The organism is Kitasatospora sp. NPDC114501 (genome assembly GCF_055633695.1).
This window is the reverse complement of the sequence record NZ_JBVKDS010000006.1, coordinates 79,719-96,361: the sequence shown is the minus strand read 5'-3', so window position 1 is coordinate 96,361 and position 16,643 is coordinate 79,719. Positions and strand designations below refer to the sequence as shown.

13 protein-coding genes are annotated in these 16,643 nt (G+C 75.4%); 2 read left to right on the top strand and 11 right to left on the bottom strand.

Annotated elements, in window-relative coordinates; translation table 11 throughout:
* The first annotated feature begins 4 nt into the window (after nt 1–4).
* Both ACZ7RU_RS13265 and ACZ7RU_RS13260 read left to right on the top strand, forming a co-directional pair.
* Nucleotides 5–1,036: an NAD-dependent epimerase/dehydratase family protein gene (locus ACZ7RU_RS13265; protein WP_470341019.1), complete on the top strand. Its 1,032-nt coding sequence runs from the start codon at nt 5–7 to the stop codon at nt 1,034–1,036.
* Between the two features lie 176 nt (nt 1,037–1,212).
* A complete protein-coding gene (locus ACZ7RU_RS13260) occupies nt 1,213–1,797 on the top strand; it encodes a hypothetical protein (RefSeq protein ID WP_470341018.1) in 585 nt (194 codons plus the stop codon).
* Nucleotides 1,798–1,821: 24 nt separating this feature from the next.
* Here ACZ7RU_RS13260 and ACZ7RU_RS13255 read toward each other — a convergent pair whose 3' ends face one another.
* The 11 genes from ACZ7RU_RS13255 to ACZ7RU_RS13205 all read right to left on the bottom strand — a co-directional run bounded on the left by ACZ7RU_RS13255 (nt 1,822) and on the right by ACZ7RU_RS13205 (nt 16,634).
* Nucleotides 1,822–3,252: a DUF6519 domain-containing protein gene (locus ACZ7RU_RS13255; RefSeq protein ID WP_470341017.1), complete on the bottom strand. Its 1,431-nt coding sequence runs from the start codon at nt 3,250–3,252 to the stop codon at nt 1,822–1,824.
* 52 nt (nt 3,253–3,304) lie between these two features.
* Nucleotides 3,305–5,539 carry a hypothetical protein gene (locus tag ACZ7RU_RS13250; RefSeq protein ID WP_470341016.1) on the bottom strand — a complete coding sequence of 745 codons (2,235 nt, stop codon included), beginning with the start codon at nt 5,537–5,539 and terminating at the stop codon, nt 3,305–3,307.
* 73 nt (nt 5,540–5,612) lie between these two features.
* The gene (locus ACZ7RU_RS13245) at nt 5,613–9,371 is read right to left on the bottom strand and encodes a putative baseplate assembly protein (protein ID WP_470341015.1); all 3,759 of its coding nucleotides are present in this window, start codon (nt 9,369–9,371) and stop codon (nt 5,613–5,615) included.
* Nucleotides 9,368–12,595 carry a putative baseplate assembly protein gene (locus tag ACZ7RU_RS13240; protein WP_470341014.1) on the bottom strand — a complete coding sequence of 1,076 codons (3,228 nt, stop codon included), beginning with the start codon at nt 12,593–12,595 and terminating at the stop codon, nt 9,368–9,370. The genes ACZ7RU_RS13245 and ACZ7RU_RS13240 overlap by 4 nt, the downstream gene beginning before the upstream one ends.
* Nucleotides 12,592–12,999, bottom strand: coding sequence for a GPW/gp25 family protein (locus tag ACZ7RU_RS13235; RefSeq protein WP_470341013.1), 408 nt, complete (start codon nt 12,997–12,999; stop codon nt 12,592–12,594). Before ACZ7RU_RS13235 ends, ACZ7RU_RS13240 begins: the two co-directional genes overlap by 4 nt.
* Nucleotides 12,996–13,328 (bottom strand): hypothetical protein, encoded by a 333-nt coding sequence (locus ACZ7RU_RS13230; protein WP_470341012.1) that lies wholly within the window; start codon nt 13,326–13,328, stop codon nt 12,996–12,998. The genes ACZ7RU_RS13235 and ACZ7RU_RS13230 overlap by 4 nt, the downstream gene beginning before the upstream one ends.
* 15 nt (nt 13,329–13,343) lie before the next feature.
* Entirely contained in the window at nt 13,344–13,853 is a 510-nt protein-coding gene (locus tag ACZ7RU_RS13225; protein ID WP_401108668.1) for a phage baseplate assembly protein V, read from the bottom strand.
* A 52-nt stretch (nt 13,854–13,905) separates the two neighbouring features.
* The gene (locus tag ACZ7RU_RS13220) at nt 13,906–15,045 is read right to left on the bottom strand and encodes a hypothetical protein (RefSeq protein WP_470341011.1); all 1,140 of its coding nucleotides are present in this window, start codon (nt 15,043–15,045) and stop codon (nt 13,906–13,908) included.
* Nucleotides 15,038–15,391 carry a hypothetical protein gene (locus ACZ7RU_RS13215; RefSeq protein ID WP_470341010.1) on the bottom strand — a complete coding sequence of 118 codons (354 nt, stop codon included), beginning with the start codon at nt 15,389–15,391 and terminating at the stop codon, nt 15,038–15,040. Before ACZ7RU_RS13215 ends, ACZ7RU_RS13220 begins: the two co-directional genes overlap by 8 nt.
* Nucleotides 15,388–16,035: a CIS tube protein gene (locus tag ACZ7RU_RS13210; RefSeq protein WP_470341009.1), complete on the bottom strand. Its 648-nt coding sequence runs from the start codon at nt 16,033–16,035 to the stop codon at nt 15,388–15,390. The genes ACZ7RU_RS13215 and ACZ7RU_RS13210 overlap by 4 nt, the downstream gene beginning before the upstream one ends.
* Complete coding sequence (locus ACZ7RU_RS13205; RefSeq protein WP_470341008.1) at nt 16,032–16,634, bottom strand: hypothetical protein; 603 nt, start codon at nt 16,632–16,634, stop codon at nt 16,032–16,034. Before ACZ7RU_RS13205 ends, ACZ7RU_RS13210 begins: the two co-directional genes overlap by 4 nt.
* Nucleotides 16,635–16,643 lie beyond the last annotated feature (9 nt).

The window sequence follows — 16,643 nt, the reverse complement described above, 5'->3', positions numbered from 1 at the left end:
ACCGATGTTGGTGAGCGTGACCGGCGGCACCGGATTCCTCGGCCTCCACTCCGTCGCGGCGATGGTCCGCGGCGGACACCGGGTGCGGATGCTGGTCCGCGACCCGCAGGCCGCGGAACGGGCGCTCGGCCTGCTGGCGGTGGACCCGGACGCCGTCGACCTGGTGGTCGGGGACGTGACCGACGAGGGCGGCGCGGCCCTGGCGGTGCGCGGCGCCGACGCCGTCCTGCACGCGGCCGCGGTGTACTCCTTCGACAGCCGGCGGAACGCGGAGATGCGCCGGACCAACGAACGGGGCACCGAACTGGTGCTGGGCGCCGCCCGCCGGTCGGGCGCCGACCCGATCGTCCACGTCTCCAGCGTCGTCGCCCTGCTGCCGTCCCCGGGACGGCCGCTCGGGGAGCACTCCCCGGTCGGCCGTCCCCGGGACACGTACATGGCGACCAAGGCCGCGGCCGAGCGGATCGCGCGGGGCCACCAGCGGGACGGCGCGCCGGTGGTCATCAGCTACCCGCCCGCGCTGCTCGGCCCGCAGGACCCGGGGCCGGGCGACCAGAACGCCCGGCTGCGCAACGCCCTGCGCGGGCTGATGCCGATCTGGCCGCTCGGCGGCTTCCCGGTCGGCGACGTCCGGGACACCGCGCGGCTGCACGCCCGGCTGCTGACCGCGCCGAGGGCGGGCACCGATCGGCACTTCGGGCCCGGGCGCCACCTGTCCACCCGGCAGTACGTGCGGACCCTGCGGGAGGTCACCGGGCGGCGGCTGCCCGCGGCCTTCCTCCCGGCCCGCGCCATGCTGCCGGTCGGCGCCCTGGCCGGCCTGCTCCAGCGCGGATGGCCCTGGCACATCCCCGCCGAGTACGGGGCCGTCTACACCTGCGCCTGCGCGGTCCCGGTCGACCCCGCCGCCAGCACCGGCGGACTGACGCCGAGGCCGACGGCCGACACCATGGCCGACACGGTGCGCTGGCTGTACGGCCAGGGGAAGCTGACGGCGCGGCAGGCGGGTGTGCTCGCGCGGGACAAGGAGCACTGAGCCGATACCGGCGGCCGGTCGCGGGTGGACTCCGGTCCGCCCGCGACCGGCCGCCGGCCGTTCCCGGCTCCCCGGTACCGGACGCGGGCGGGTCGAACCCCGGAGGGGGCGCCGTCCGTGCTACCGGCTGGGGGCTGTCGGCAGCCGGCCCGAAGGACGGACGAGGGAGCACAGCGATGGCCTGGTACCAGGGGGCGAGCCGGATCACGGTGACGGCGGTGGAGGGGCGGTTCCCCCAGCGGGCGGTGGTGACCGTCCGGGGCGCCGCCCCGGTGGTGATCCCCGGCGAGGTCGGCGCCGTCCACGTCGTCGAGGCGGAGCGCTGGGAACTCGAGCTGGAGCACCGGGACGAGGGCGGGTGGAACCCCAACAGCCGTGCCGTGCAGGGGCGGTGGCAGGACATCGGGGGAGTGTCGACGCAGGTCGTGCACAGTCGCAACCAGGACCGGGCCGGCGACCGCCAGGACCGCAACCTGGTGCTGCGGATCGAGCGGATCGCACCGGGCGGCGACGCCCCCGCCGCCGCGCCCACCGCCCCCGCCGCCCGCCGGACCACCGCCGCACCCCGCACCCCGGCGGCCCCGGCCGCGCCCCGCACCTCGTCCGGCCCGGTGGCCGGCACCACCGCCCCGGCCGTGCGCACGACCACCTCGGGCTCCGGAGCCGACGCCCCGGCCGCCCGGGGCACCACCACCGGAGGCACGCCCCGGGCGACCGGCACGACCGGCACGACCGGCACGACCAGCACCTGGAGCGGCTGAGCTCGTGGGAGGAACCCGGGCGGGTCAGGCTTCCTGCGGGGCGGGGGCCGTCAGGGGGGTGAAGGTCTGGCGGAGGTCGACGACCGTGGTCGGGCCCTTCACCCAGGCGAGGGGGGCGTGGTGCACCCGGACTCCGGCCGGTGGCTGGAGGAGGGCTTCGCCGGCGGTGTTCTGCGGCCACTCGACCGAGCCGGTGGCGGTGCGGGCCGGGACGAGCCAGTAGTCGCCGCGGGCGTAGTCGCCGCCCGGGCGGAAGTACACCTGGGCGCCGTCCTCCAGGTCGAGCCAGGCGCCCTCCTGGAGCCGCAGGGCGCCGCCGGCCAGCGGCAGGGCGTCGCGGCCGCGGGGCGCGCGGTGGTCCCAGCGGCGCAGGAAGGGGTGGCGTTCGGCCAGCCGCCCGACCTCCGGCGGCGGTTCGGCGGACAGCCGCACCCGGCGGCCCGGCAGGTCGGTCTCCTCCACCTGGAGCAGGTCCGCCGGCTCCTCCCGGCTGACGTACGCGCTGTCCGCGACCTCGACCCAGTCGCCGACCGAGAGGCCGAGCTTGTCGTCGTCGCCCAGCGTGGTGAGGTCGACCCAGACGCCCTCGATCGAGGCGATCGGAAGGACGACCGAGCCGTTCTCCCGGGACCACTTGAAGGTCGCGCCGCACTCGGCCGAGCCGCTCCGGTGGACCTCCACCCGGTACATCTGGTTCTCCGGGCCCCGGTAGGCGGCCTCGGGGTGGGCCAGGCACGGGTCCTCGTTCGCCCGTTCCGGCCGCCGGGCGCGCGCGGCCAGCCAGGCGGCGGCCCGCTCCTGCGGTTCGGCCCACGCGTCGAAGGCCTCCCGGACCCGGGACACCCCGCCGTCCGGGACGCTCAACTCTGAGGCGGGCAGGGCGAGTACCTGCCAGACCACCTTGGCGCGGGCCGCCGTGTCGGGCATCGCCGCCCCGAGGGCGACCTCGCGGATCTCCGGGTCCTCGACGGCGGTGACGCTGCGCTCCCAGACCTTCAGGTAGACCAGGAACGGGAACTCGGCGGGCAGCCGGTCGCCGGGGCGCTCCTGGTCCCGGTAGGCGTCCGGCTGGTCCCAGTACGTCCAGACGGCGGGCTCCTGCCGGGAGGCGCTCCCGTCGCCGTCGCCGCCCCAGTGGCCGTCGTCGGGCACGGCGGGGCCGGGCTCGGGCCGGTAGGCCTCGCACAGGATGCCGTCCACGTAGTACCGGCCGCCGCCGATGGTGAGGTCGGCCGCGTCCTGGTTGCCCGGCACGTAGCCGATCGCGAACCCGGGTGCGGCGGCCGGTCCGCCGCGGCGGCCGATCAGGTCGGCGGCGAGCGTGCGCAGCTGGTAGCGCTCGATCGCGGCCTGCTCGTTGGCGTCGGCGTCGAGCTGGACGCGGCCCTGCTGGGTCAGCACCGCGGAGTAGTGCTTGTCGGGCCGGAACGTCAGGCGCGAGAAGTCTGCGTGCACGGGTTCCCTCTCACAGTCGATGGTCGGGGGCGGTGCCAGGGGCGGGGGCGGGTCAGGAGACGAAGAAGAGGCCGGCGTCGGTGCCGGCCGGCGCGTACTCGGCCAGCCGCGCCCGCAGGTTGTCCTCGCGCTGGGGCTGGAACAGGTCGTGGAAGGCGCCCATCTCGGAGCGGTCCTCGGCGCCGCGGGTGATCTCGGGCGCGCACCCGGCGGCCAGCCGCCCGTAGTCGGGCGTGCCGTACCGGAGGCTGCTGAACACCGGGCGGACCCGGGCGGCCTCCACGTCGCGCAGCCGTGCGGCCTGCGCCGGGTGCAGCTCACCGCGCTCGACCAGCCCGGTCACCGCGGAGCGCGCCAGGTCGGGCTGGCACTCGTACCGGCGCGGGGTGCGCGAGCCCGGGGGGACGTAGCAGAACCGCAGGCAGCCGACCGCGCGGCGGGCCACCCGCAGCCGCCCGGTGAACACGCAGTCCTCGGCGATCGGCACGGCGTGGGTGTGCACCTCGCCGACCACCGTGGAGCGGTGCGCGTGCAGCAGCGCGTGGGCGTGTTCGCAGTCGGGCCCGGCGAGCGCCGGCCGGTCGGACCCGGTGGCGTCCAGGATGCTGTCGGCGAGGTGGATCTCCAGCGGGTCGGCGTCCACCTGGTCGCCGACGACCTGGATCGCACCCAGGACGCTGCGCTCGATCCGGACGCAGGCCGTGGTGTGGTCCAGGACGAGGCCGGGCTCGTGCGGCGCGTGCGGTTCGCAGTGCGGTTCCAGCGACCAGCCCGGCACCAGGGTGCAGTGCCGCAGGGTGACGGAGGCGAGCGGCCCGGTGACGTTGACCCCGCGCCCGGTGATCAGCAGGCCGTCCAGGACCAGCCGCCCGCCCGGGCAGACGCCCCGGACGTTGAGCGCGTCCGGCCGGTTGCTGTACCAGTCGAGCAGCCGGATCACCGGCCGGGCGCCCTCGGCGGCGCGCAGTTCGAGGCGGTCCCCGCTCTCCAGGTCGAAGTCCAACTGCTCCTGGTAGGCGCCGCTGTGGGTGATCTCGATGACGGCGGCGCCGCCCGCGCGGCCGTCCGCCTGGTCGGCGCGCCACTGCTGGTAGGCGTCGTTGATCCGCTCGTACGGCCGGCCGGGCCCCACCTGGTAGACGGTGCGGTGCCGGGCGTCCGGGCGGTCCCGCGGGTACTCCCCGCCGCCGGTGTCGTCGCCGAACGCGTAGTGGTAGTCGACCCAGACGCCGCGGCGCGGGGCGGAGCGGGCGCCGAAGGCGATCCGGCCGAGCACCGGATCGACGGCGACCTGGCCGCGCTTGGGCCGGTACCTCCAGCCGGTCAGGTCGGCCACCGTGATCTCCGCGGGCGGGACCGGTTCCTGGGCGCCGTCGCGCCAGATGGCGAAGCTCCTGCCGGGCCCGTAGTAGTCGGCCATCTGCTCGGCCAGCTGCCGGCGCCGGATCGGGGCCGGCACGTTGTCGATCGCCGCGAGGTGGGTGGCCGAGGGCTCCGGCTCGGGCCGGGTGACCAGCGGGGCGTCGTTGCCGAGGACGGAGAACGTGAAGAGGTTCCTGGCCCGGTCGATGCAGTAGGCCGGGGACCGGGTGACCGGGTACGGCTTCAGCCGCCAGACGTACAGGGCGACCCCGGCCGGCGTGTGGCCGCCCTGGCGGCGGGTGGAGGCCGCCCGGCGGACGTCGACGGTGTGCGCCTGCCCGTCGAAGGGCCCGCCCAGCAGGTCCAGCGCGGCGCCGCGCCGTACGTCCACCAGCCGGCCCCGGCCCAGCCGCTGACGGTCGGCCGGCTGCTCGTCCGGGCGCAGCAGCCGCACCGGCTGGGTGCCGCCGAGCAGCCGGGACAGCTCCACGGCCCGGGCCGGCCAGTCGGCGACCGAGGCGGACAGCTCCTCCAGCAGCGGGAGCGTGCCCTTGCGGCGGCGGTTGGCGACGGTGTTCGCGACGTCGTGCCGCGGCGCCAGCCGGGCGGCGAGCCGGTCGCGGGCCGCGGCCCGCTCCGGGGAGGCGCCGCCGTGCAGACCGGTGGCGAGCACCTCCTCGTAGCCGGGCAGGATCCGGTAGCCGACCAGGTCGCCGAGGTAGGCGACGGCCCAGTCGGCGGCGGTCTCCACGAACCAGTCCCGGTAGCCCTGTTCGACGCCGCCGCGGACGAGGTCGACCTGCTCGGCGATGACGGCCAGCAGGGCGCGCAGCGGCTCGCCCGCGTCGGCGTCCCGCAGCCGGTGCCACTGCGGCAGCAGTTCCAGCAGTCCGTCCGGGTCCCGGCTGTCCCACTGAGAGCTCACGCGCCCCCCTCGCTTCGTTCGGCGAGGGCGTTCGCCCGCGCGCGCCTCCTGTCGATTCGCTTGCTGCGCTCGCTCATGCGCGGATCTCCTTGAGGATCAACGTGTCGGGCAGGTTCGGTGACAGCACGGCGAGTTGGGCCGGGCGGATGCCGCGGAACACGGTCAGCACACGGCCGGGCAGCAGCGGGCGGGTGTCGGTGACGTCCCGGTTGAGGCGCAGCAGCTCGGCGACCGGGATGCCGTTGCGGGCGGCGATGTCGGTGAGGGTCTCCCCGTCGGGGCCCCGCACCCGGTACCGCTGCTCCTCGAAGCGGGCGAGCCGGGCCGGGACGGTCGGCTGCGGCTGCGCGAGCTGCTCGGGCAGCCGCTCCAGGCCCTCCGGGGTGAGGCTGCCGGGCACGCCGGTGAAGGCGTCGACGTCGATCCAGTCCACGCCGGGGACGGCCTGGGCGGTGGCGAGCACCTCGGACAGGTGGGCGCTCTGGCCGAGTTGGCGTCCGGCGTGGCCGAGGCGGTCGAGCAGGGCGCGGCGCAGCGCCGGTTCGACCAGGTCCCAGGAGTGGTCCGGGTGGACTCTCACCCGCGCGGCGACGACCAGCAGGACGAGTTCGCGCAGTGCGACCTCGACCGGCAGCCGCGGGTCGCCGTAGGCGGTGAGCGAGGAGCGCAGGGTGCGGACCAGGTCGGAGTCGCCGGTGAGCGGGATGTCGTCCACCCCGGCCACGGTGACGTGGACGAGCTCCCGCCCGCCGTCCGAGAGCCGGGTCGCGCTGGCCCGTCCGATGCCGGCCCGGGAGCGGGTGAAGTCCTCGTAGTCGGGTACCGAGACCAGCCGGTCGAGGGAGGTGACGGCGAGCGGGACGGTGCGCCTGGCGAGGCCGGGGCCGTCCGGGCCGGCGCCGCCGGTGGCGGGCAGCGGGTTGACGACGGCGGAGACGCCGAGCGGGCGGGTGGTGAGCTGGGTGATCCGGCCGGCGCCGACGTTGCCCGCCGGGCCGATGCCGATCCGGTAGCGGGCGCGGACGTTCTCCCGGCCGGTGGGCAGGCGCGAGCCGTGCACGCCGTCGCCGAAGGTGACGGTGGTGCGGCCGTCGCCGGTGGTCCCGGTGACGTAGACGCGCTCGTCCGGGCCGCGTCCGGTGAGGCTGTCGACCTCGTGCCAGCGCACCCCGTCGACCCGGACCTCCAGGGTGCTGCGGGCGCCCCCGGGGGTGTCGGCGGCCAGCCAGGTGAGCGGCGACTGCCAGAGGGTGAAGCGCTGGCCGGGGACGCCGGCGTCGCCGCTGCCGATGGCCTCGTCGCGGGTGGCGCCCTGGGTGGCGCGGACCACGTTGCCGAGGACCTGGACGGTGTCGCGCCGGTAGCGGTGGGCGAGGCGGGCGCTGAGCGTGAGGGTGGTGCGGACGGTGTCGCCGGGCAGGTGCGGGTCGACGCCCTGCTCGACGCCGGCGATCATGGCCAGTTCGGTGGCCCGGACGCCGGTGGTGCCCGGGATGTCGGTCCGCTCGCCGCTGACCGCGATCCACCGGCCGGGGGTCAGCCCGTCGTAGAGCCGGGCGAGTTCGATCCGGTCGCCGTGGACGGGCTCGGTGACGGGTTCGTCGGCGAGCCGCAGCGACTCGCCGCGGGCGTAGACGGTGGCGTCCCGGATGTCCGAGAGCTGGGTGTCCTTGTCGTCCAACCACGGCTGCTGGAGGGACAGTTCGGTCACCTTGCCGGTGATGCCGAAGTCGGCGCGGGAGACCACCCGGACGTCGGTCACCCGGGTGATGACCTCGGCGAGGTCGCGGCTGCCCGGGATGCCGCCGTCGAGGCCCTTGCGCGGGCGCTGGATGACCACCCAGCTGCCGGGCGCGATCTGGTCGTACACCGCGTCGAGGGCGAGGACGGTGCCGGAGACCGGCTGCAGCTTGGTGGTGAACACCACCTCGACCGCGGGCGCCGACTGGTCGGTGGCGGTGTGGCGGAGCACCCGGACGTTCAGCTCCCCGGACTCGCCGGTCCTCTCCTGGCCGGGTTCGAGCCGGTAGTCGAGTGCGGGGCCGGGCCCGCCGTCGACCTTCACGTGGACGCGTCCGTCGGCCTGCGGGCGGGACACGAAGACGGTGCGTTCGGGCAGCTTGGCGAGGAACCGGGCGCTGACGCCGGGCTCCGGGTCGGGCGCGGGCACGGCGGCCCACGGGTTCGGCTGCGGCGGCTCCGGCGGTTCGGTGGTGACCACCTTGACCTGGCCGGGGCCGAACGGGAAGGTGTGGTCCCAGGGCAGCGAGAAGCCGCTGTGCACCAGGCTGCCGGCCTCGACGTAGGTGAAGTCGGCGGTCGTCGGGACCGTCCCGGCGGCGTCGAAGGTGAACCGGACGCCGATCAGGGTACTGCCGGACAGCGGCCAGTCCACGTACCGGTCGATCCGGCCGTCGTCGCCGTAGACGGGCTTGAGCGGCGCGGTGGCGCCGAACGGGGTGGCGACCACCCGCATGGCCTGGACCTCGTGCACGGCGAGCGGCGCCGTCAGGTCGACCCGTCGCCAGGCGGGGTAGAGGCCGTCGCGCAGCCGGGGGTCGAGCGTGGTCAGCAGCTGCGCGCCGAGGTCCGAGCCGGGCGCGAACAGGCGCCGGGGGTCGCGGGCGAGGTCCCGGGCGCTGAGCGGGGGCCGGGTGGGGGTGGTGCGCAGCGCCGCCAGCAGCGGGCCCAGTCCGCGGACGGCCGGGTCGGCGGGGCCGGGGCCGGGCTCGGGCCGGTCGGGGGCCTGCGGGGGCTCCAGCTGGTGGGCGCGGTCGCGCAGGCCGGTCAGTTCCTCGCCGAGGTGGCCGAACCAGTCGGCCACCGGCTGCCGGGAGCGGGCCAGTTCGGCGGCCTCGGCGGCCCGGGCGACCACCGGGGTGAGCCGGTCGGCGAACTCGGCCGGGGTACCCAGCGGACCGGTGGGCAGGTCGAGGTCGGCGCGCAGCGGGGCCAGCACCTGGTCGTCGAACTCCCGGAGGATCCGGCTGTGCCCGGGCCTGGGGTTCGGGGCGGTCTCGGTGACGGTGATCCAGTCCGCCAGTTCGGCCCGCAGGTCCTTGAGGGTGCGCAGGTCCCGGGGCAGCCCGATCACCGTGACGTCGTTCTCGCGGTCGATCCGGACCTCGGGCACCAGCCGCAGCACCCGGTGGACCGGGTCGGCGGCCTTGTCGGCGCTGAACACGAACAGCAGCCGGTCGCCGGGCCTGATGTTGTTGGCGGTGCCGGCGGCGAACAGCTCGGCACGGCCGCCGGGGTTCAGCTGGCCGGGCGTCAGCTGGTACGGGCGGCGGCGCAGCACGGCCAGTTCGTTCCAGGCCGAGCGGGCGGCGAGGTCCTCGGCGGTCTCGAAGGACTGCGGGTCCTCGCCGGGGCCGGGGACGCTCTGGCTGCGGGCGCCGCGCGGCACGACCACGGTCGGGTCCTCGGCGGCCCGCGGGTCGTGGTCGAGGGTGTAGGCGAGGTAGGTGTCGGCGGCCACGCCGGGCCGGGGCCGGTGCCCGACCAGCCGGCCGAGCAGGGTCAGCGAGCTCTCCTCGGTGGCGGTGCGCAGGTAGCCCTCGTTGGCGATCCGCTCCGAGTAGAAGGTGAGCACGTCGGCGAGCACGGCCCAGGAGTCCAGCAGCGCGATCGCCGGGTCGTCCGGGGTGCGGACGGTCAGGTCGCGCAGCGCCGGGTAGCCGGGGCCGGACAGCCGGGCGAGCAGGCTGTCCAGGAACTCCCCGTAGCGGCCGACGCGGTAGCCGATGGCGTCCAGCCCGGGCGGGTTGAACAGCGGGGCCGGGGTCGCGGTGGCGGTGCCCGAGCAGCCGCAGGTGCACTGGCCGGTCATCGGCCGCCTCCGATCACGATCGAGAGCCGGCCGTTCTCCGGCCGGTCGGGGTCGTTGTCGCACCCGGCGACCTCCAGCGCGCCGAGCCGCAGCAGCCCGTCCGCCAGCTCGCCGTCGTCCCGCCCGAACTGCCGCTTCAGCCGGGTGACCTGGGCACTGACCACGCCCGGCACGGCGGCGGCCGCGGCCACCAGCCGGGAGACCCGCACCGGGTCGCCGAAGCCCAGCGCGTCCGGGTGGAAGAAGCCGACGCGGCCGTCCGGCAGGGCGCGGCTGCCCAGCACCCGCCGCAACTCGGCCAGGACGTGGCCGTGTTGGTGCCCGGCGGCGGCGCAGATCCGCAGTTCGAGGTCGATCGGCACCAGCAGCGCGGGGCGGACGACCAGGTCGTGGCCGATCCGGCGGTACGCCTCCAGGCCATGGCCGACCGCCTCCAGCAGGGCGGTGTCCGCCACGGCCCGCCCGTACGGTTCGACGGCCACGTGGACCTCCTGGACGCTGCCGGACCAGCGGAGTTCGGCGGCGGCGCGCCGGACGCCCGGCAGGGTGGCGGCCAGCTCCGCGTAGTCGGCGGCGGTGACGGCGCGCAGCCGGGTGCGGCTCAGCGCGAGCGGGGCCGACTGGCGGACCTGGTCGAGCGGTTCGGGCTCGGTGCCGCCGGTCGCGGGCAGCGGGTTGCGGACCCGCAGCACCGCGTCCTGCGGCCGGGCGGCGGTGCCGCGCCCGGCCGGATCGGGCGGCTGCGGCAGGCAGACCACCAGGTGGTTGACGGCCTCCGCGCCCACGTTCCCGGCGGTGCCGTTGCCGATCCGGTACGCGACCCGCAGCTCGGCGCCGGGCCGGGGCGGCAGGCCGTGGCGGCCGTCGCCGAAGCGCAGCGCGAGGCGGCCGTCGTCCTCCAGCTCGCCCACGAAGTGCCGGTCCCGCCGGCCGTCGGCGAGCAGGTCCCGGCGGGGCGTCCACTCCCGGCCCCCGGCGGTGGCCAGCACCGCGGGCAGGGCGGCGCGCGGGTCCTGGACGGCAACGGCGCTCGCCGGGCCGGCCAGCGCGGGGGAGTCGGGGTCGAGCCCGGCGGCGTACCGGGCGCCCCAGCTCTGGGCCACCTCCCAGACGCCGCCGCGCCGGAGAACCCCGCCGCAGCGGGCCCGCACGGTGAGCACCTCGAGGCGGCGCAGCTTGGCGGCGAGCAGGCGGGTGCGGCGAGCCAGCAGCTCGCGCAGTCCGGCGGCAGGCCGGTCGGCGAGGCGCAGCTCGTGCACCACCCGGGCGCCGAACAGCAGGGTGAGCTCGGCGACTTCGGCACGGGAGAGGTCGTGGCCGCGGTCCGCCCGGTGCCACAGCTCCTCCAGCCGCTGCCGGACCCGTTCGGGGATGCCGGCGAGCAGGACGGCCTGCCGGGCGCCGACGTGCCCGCGGTCCGGGTAGGCGGCCGCCTGGGTGACCGGCGCGTAGCGCAGCAGCGGGCGGAAGGGCTGCGGCAGGACGGGGTAGCGGGTCTGGTCGAGCAGCGTCTCCAGGGCCGCCGCCTGGGCGTCGGCGGTGGGCGGCTCGACCACGGCGCCCTGGCCGTCCTCGCCCTCCGCGCCCGCGCCGACGGCGAGCCGGACGCTCAGCCCGGCCCGGCGGACCGCCGCCTCGCCGACCAGCGCGTCCAGCTCGCGGACCTGCTCCGGGCCGAGCTGGCGGCCGGTGCGGGTCAGGTCCAGCAGCTCGTGGACCGCCTCCGCCGCGGGGCTGCCCTCGGCGCGGTCCGCGCAGCCGCGGTCGCCCGGCCCGCAGGGCGCCACCCGGACGGGTTCCGGCGGCACGGCGAAGGTCTCCGGGGCGCCGCCGCAGAAGGTGAGGGAGCGGCCGTGGTCGACCAGGACGACGTTGCCGCGGGCGACGCTCACGTCGGCGATCGGGCCGCAGTCGCTCCCGCCGTGCGCGGACAGGCAGACCGGGAAGGTCAGCGCGTCCTCCGGCGCCCAGGCGACCTCGACCACGGGCTGCTCGTACAGTTCGTCGACCAGGTGGGTGACGGAGGTGAGCCGGACGGCCTGGCGGTGCGCGGGGTCGGCGTCCGCGGCGGCGCCGGTGCGCGGGCCGAGCACCTCCTCGACGACCAGCAGGTCGCCGGGGCGCAGCGCCAGGTGCCGGGTGCGGGCCTCCGGCCGGTCGGCCGGGTGCCAGTCGTCGCGCAGGGTGGCGGAGGTGGCGCCCGCGGGCAGCACGCAGTCCTGGTCACCCCAGGTCCAGAACCGGATGGTGTTGTGCGCGGGGTGCAGCACCAGGTCCGCCGCGCCGAGCGGCTCGAACACCTCGACGGCGGCGGTCCGGGTGAGCGCGTCCAGCTCCTCGTCCGGGATCACCGTGGACAGCTGCGGGCGTTCCTGCGGGCCGAGCCGGCCGACGTCGACGGCGGCGAAGCGGTAGGTGCCGCGCCGGAGGGTGAGGGGGCGGTCCGCCGTCAGCGCGACGAACGTCCGGGCGTTGCAGCCGTCGTGCACGGGGTAGTCGATCAGCCGGACGTGCCGGCGCACCGACACCCGGCGGCGGGCGGTGTCGAGGTACGCCTCGGTGGCCACCGCGTCCTGCTGGTAGGAGAGCTGGTCGGCGGTGTGGGCGAGCAGCTCGACCAGGGTGACGCCGAGGTCGGGCAGGTGCCGCTCGGTCCAGCCGGGGGTGGTGAGGCTCATCCGGTCCAGCACGAGCCGGCGCAGGCTCTCGTAGTCCCGGGCGGTGTAGTCGATGACCGGCGCCGGCCGGACGGCGGGCGGGCAGCCCTCCTCGGCGCGGCAGTCGTAGGGGGACGGGCAGTCGGCGCCGAAGGAGAACCCGGTGCTCGCGTACCGCGGGTCGAAGCCCGGGTACGGGCGGGTCCCCGGGCGGCCGTAGGCGTCCGCCTCGACCACGGTCAGCCGGTAGCGGGAGGTGTCGCCGGCCCGGTCGAGGGTGACGTGCATCCGGTCGTCCAGCTCCGGGTCGTCCGCGCGCTCGATGTCGACCGCGACGGCCCGCAGGCCGGTGATCCGCCGGCCGCCGTCGACGCGGATGTTCTCCGGGCCCAGCTCGGCCGGGGCCCGGCCGAGGAAGGTCACGCTCAGCGTGCGCCCGTCGTCGTCCGGCTCGGCGCCGTCCAGGCCCAGCAGGTGGGCCGCGCGCACGTCGGCGCGGCGGAGCTCCGTCCCGCACCAGGCCGTCGGGAGTCCGTCCCGCCCGGTGACCTCGGATCGGCCGGTCATGCCGTCACCCCGCCCTCGAACACGTCGTGCCGCTGCGCACCGGTCCGGCGGACGACGTACGCCAGCTCGACCCGGACCACGTTGTCCTCGCTCTCCACGTCGAGCGAGACGACCTCGATCACGTCGCCCAGCCACCGCTGGAGCGCCGCCTGGACGGACAGTTGCAGGGTGGCCGCCAGCTCCGGGCTGTTCGGCGCGAAGACCAGGTCGAGCAGCCCGCAGCCGAAGTCCGGGTGCATGACCCGCTCGCCGGGGCTGGTGAACAGCAACTGCTCGATCATGTCCCGCACGTGGTCGTCGTACGCCGCCTCGGCGGTGCGCCCGCGGCTGTCGATCCGGAACGGGAAGGCGAGGTCCGTGCGGCCCGGGCCGGCGCCGTTCCCGGGATACCCCGTGGTGGTCATGCGCCCACCGCCCGCTGTTGGACGACCGTCACGATCGGCGGCCCCTGCGGGACCTGTTCGGCGCTCTGGCACAGCCCGACGGCGGACTGCGGCAGCGCGGGGGAGCCGTTCACCCGGATCCGGGCGGACGGCACCACCCAGCGGATCGTGACGCAGGGCTGCGGCTTGCCGGCCACGTTGAACGGGCAGCCGGTCACGGTGTACGGGTCGGCGGTGCCGGTGACGGCCTGGCCGGCGACCAGCACCCGCGCCTGGGCGGGCCGGGCCGTGGCCTGGGCGCCGTGCGGGCAGGTCACCGTCGCATTGACGTGCAGCAGATTTCCGGGCACGAGACTCTCCCCCCGTCAGGTCACGCTCAGGGCGTCCTGGTTGATGGAAACGGTGGCGCCGACGAGCGAGATCGAGGCGCCCTGGCCGTTGCTGATCTGGATGCCCGAGTCGTTGATCACGATCGAGGCCCCGCTCGGTGTGCGGAGGGTGATCCCGGTGGTCGGGTCGTCGGACAGCACGATCACCCGCCGTCCGGTGGTCTCCAGCACCTGGTTCGGCACGCCCGGTGGGCCGGTGGTCGCCTCGACCGGCACCTCGGAGGCGGCGCCGTACCAGCAGCCCGTCCAGATCGGGTAGCTCTGGTCGCCCTGCTCGAACTCCACCCACACGCCCGCCCCGACCGGCGGGACGGCGTAGTGCCCCATGCCCGGGCCGGCCACCGGGAAGCACGGCATCGCCCAGGTCGAGGTGACCTCGCCCAGCACGTCGGGCACCTGGGCCTGGATGCGGCCGATCCCGAGCGGGTCGACGTTGTTCACCACCGTTCCCCGGAACTTGCCGAGGTAGCGGGTCGGTTCGGCCATGCTGGCGGCTCCTGCTGGTCGGTCGGTGGTCGGGGCGGTTACGGCACGAGGCTTACGGCACGACGGTCGGCTGGAGGGCGATCAGGCCCTCGCGGGCCAGCGTGAAGTTCTGGGTGTACGCGCCGCGCTTGAGGTTGTGGGTGACGCTCTTGACGAAGTACAGGCCGTCGTAGGTGAGCCCGGCGCCGCGGACCCCGACCAGCTCGCGCGGCCGCAGCACGTGGCCGTACCGGACGACGTCGAGCTGGCCGGAGCCCGTGACGGCGTCCGCCGAGACCATCGCCTTGGCGATGGTCTCCGCGACGGCCTGGGAGGTGTCCTTCTTGGCGGTGTCGGCGATGACCTTCTTCTTCAGCGCCGGTGCGGGCCGCAGCGCCAGCGGCGGGCGCAGGATGCTGACCTCCGGCACCGGCAGGACGGCGGACACCTTGGTCGCCGGGAACTGGATGCGGGCCTCCGGCTCCTCGCGGGCCGTCCCGTCGAAGGCGAAGGTCAGCTGGTCGACGTTGGACAGCGCGTCCATGTTGACGTTCAGCGCGTGCTGCGGGACGCCGAGCCGGATCTCCGGCCCCCAGTAGGCGCGGCTCATCCCGGGGACGGGGCCCGGGTCCAGGTAGAACACGTAACCGTTGGCCTTCGCCAGCTCGTTGACGTAGCCGAGGTCGGTGCCCTTCTGGAAGTCGATCCGCCGGGTCGGCATCGGCGTCTGCGGCACCAGCTCGGGGATGACCAGCGGCGCGATCCCGTACTGCCCGTACTTGCCGATGATCGCCGCGACCCGGGCCGCCGGTGACATCGCCGGGAACGGCACTCCGGCCTGCTCCTCCAGGTCCATCAGCACCGTCAGGTCCTCGCCGGTGACGGTCAGCGTGGACTGGCCCGGCTGGTTGCTGATGCCGACCTCCTGGCGGATGATCACCCCGTCCATCAGCACGGTCGGGGTGCCCGTGACGATCACCATCAGGACGACCCTGATCTTCGGGTCGAAGAAGCCGCCCGGCAGCAGCGCGGTGTTGAGCAGACCGTGCTTCGACAGGTCGAAGGCCAGCTGGAACCCGCTGCGCTGCCCGGACGCCACCGTGACCTGCGCCGACAACAGGGCGTCGGTCACCGGCTGCGGCACCGGCACCGGGATCTGCGGGCCCATCAGCAGGCTCAGGTGGATCGACCCGACGGCCGAGGCGTCAGCCACCGCCCACCCCCGGCACCGTGCCCGGCAGCGCGACGGTGATCCGCCGGCCCGGCGTCGCGGTCAGCTCCCGCGGATCGACCACCGGGTTGGCGTCGGCGATCCGCCACCACTGGTCGGCGCTGCCGAGGTAGCGGTAGGCGAGCAGATCGAGGCGGTCGCCGGTGCTCACGGTGTGCTCGGCGAGCGGCGTCAGTCCGTCCGTGCTCGGCAGCAGCCGCCGCCGCAGGTACGGTACCTGCCGCCCGTCCGGTGCGGTGTGCAGCGCGACCGGAACGCCGTGGTACCGGCTGGTCAACGGGTACGGCGACGGCGCGGGCAGCGCGTCGAGCGGGTGGTCGGCGGTCATCGGAGCCCCCCGCCCAGCCCGAGCGAACTCAGCCGGCCGTCGGCCGCGGAGCCGACCAGCCGCTCCTTCTGCGCCAGGTGCGCGAGATAGAGCTCGGCCCCCCGGTGGCCGGTCGGCAGATCGCTGACGGTCAGGACCCGCAGGCCGATGCCGACGGCGGCCCTGATCGGATTCAGATCGATGTCGAACGCCTCCTCCGTGATGGTGAGTTCGGTCAACCGCACCGGCAGGATCCGCTTGCCGCCCCAGGTGAACAGCGTCAGCGGCGCCTCGATCGGCGTGACCTCCAGGGTGCCCAGCGCGGCCAGCGCCTGGTTGCCCCGCAGCTGCGCACTGGCCGGCTGCACCAGCAACTCCAGCGTGGCCAGCTGCGGATGGATGCCGTTCGGCGCCGGCACGTCCAACTGGTCCGTCGCGTCCAGCTCCGCCGTGAACTTCCACGTCTCCACGGCCGGCCCCTTCAACCGCAACGCCTCCGTCCGGTCCCCGCTCCCGTCCGCCCCCGCCACCTGCGGGGCCAACGACCGCTCCAGACTGTCCGGGTTGAACTGCAACACGATGATCCGCTGCGGCGTCCCCCGCTGCGGATCGACGATGACCAACCCGGACCGGATCGGCCGCGGGGCGTCCGTGTACCCGGTCACACGTCCCCTCGTTCCACGTCGGACTCCTTCTCCTGGGAGGCTCGGCGGTTCCGCTCCGCGATGGCGGCGCCGGCCTGGTCGCGGACCTTCTCCTCCGGGTCGTGTTCCTGGAGGAATGCGAACAGGGGATGGAGTTCCTCCCAGTCGACCCGGCCGGCGGTGAAGACGGCGATCCGGCGGACGAGCGGCTCGGGATCGTTCATCGCCCAACGGAACAGCGCGAACATGTCCGGGTCGAACGGGCCGTAACAATGGACGGAAAGCATCCGCAGGGCGTTCATGAGGGCGACGCCGTCCCGGGTGCTGTCGAACAGCTCCGTCATGGTCTCGTTGTCGTGCACGCCGATTCGCCCGCGGACGAATTCGACGGTCGGTTCCCGGTCCGGGCCCGCGATCAGGAAGTAGTGGACCTGAAGGAGGGCGTCCTCGATCCAGTAGACGGCCGCACCGCGGTCCGGGGTCAGCCAGATCTTCTGGAACGGGGAGCCACCGCTGCTCTCACTCGTCGAGTGGAGCTCCCAACCGGCTTCCTCCGCGAGCCTGTCGACATCGGCACGACCGGGTACTTCCTTGGGCACAAGCCGCACGAACAGGGTCAACGGAACTCC